The organism is Tenacibaculum piscium (assembly GCF_021390715.1).
Lineage (GTDB): Bacteria > Bacteroidota > Bacteroidia > Flavobacteriales > Flavobacteriaceae > Polaribacter > Polaribacter piscius.
On sequence record NZ_JAJGWT010000006.1, the window covers coordinates 1192 to 2023 of the forward strand.

At 34.2% G+C, this 832-nt stretch carries 1 protein-coding gene; it reads right to left on the minus strand.

All coding sequences use genetic code 11. The annotated features are described in order from the left end of the window. Window positions 1-321: 321 nt before the first annotated feature. Window positions 322-519 carry a hypothetical protein gene (locus tag L0U77_RS07210; RefSeq protein WP_233900949.1) on the minus strand — a complete coding sequence of 66 codons (198 nt, stop codon included), beginning with the start codon at window positions 517-519 and terminating at the stop codon, window positions 322-324. Between the last annotated feature and the right edge of the window lie 313 nt (window positions 520-832).

Here is an 832-nt window from a genome sequence, read left to right on the forward strand (position 1 = left end):
GTGAGTATTTACCAATGAATATTTTGATTTASTKSCAGTAGCAATGCGAGTATTTACCAATGAATGTTTTGATTTACTGGAGTTGTTCCAGTAGCAAAGTGAGTATTTGCCAATGAATGTTTTGATTTACTGGAGCTGTAAAAGTGAGTATTTACCAATGAATATTTTGATTTACTGGAGTTATAAAAGTGAGTATTTACCAATGAATGTTTTGATTTTTGGAGCTGTTCCAGTAGCAATGCGAGTGTTTATCAATGAATATTTTGATTTACTGGAGCTGTTCCAGTAGCAATGCGAGTATTTACCAATGAATGTTTTGATTTACTGGAGTTGTTCCAGTAGCAAAGTGAGTATTTGCCAATGAATGTTTTGATTTACTGGAGCTGTTCCAGTAGCAAAGTGAGTATTTATCAATCGATGTTTTGATTTTTGGAGTTGTTCCAGTAGCAATGCGAGTGTTTGCCAATGAATATTTTGATTTATTGGAGCTGTTCCAGTAGCAAAGTGAGTGTTTATCAATCGATGTTTTGATTTACTGGAGCTGTTCCAGTAGCAATGCGAGTATTTATCAATCGATGTTTTGATTTACTGGAGCTGTMAAAGTGARTGTTTATCAATCGATGTTTTGATTTACTGGAGCTGTTCCAGTAGCAATGTGAGTGTTTATCAATGAATATTTTGATTTACTGGAGCTGTTCCAGTAGCAATGCGAGTATTTATCAATCGATGTTTTGATTTACTGGAGCTGTAAAAGTGAATATTTACCAATGAATGTTTTGATTTTTGGAGCTGTTCCAGTAGCAATGCGAGTGTTTGCCAATGAATATTTTGA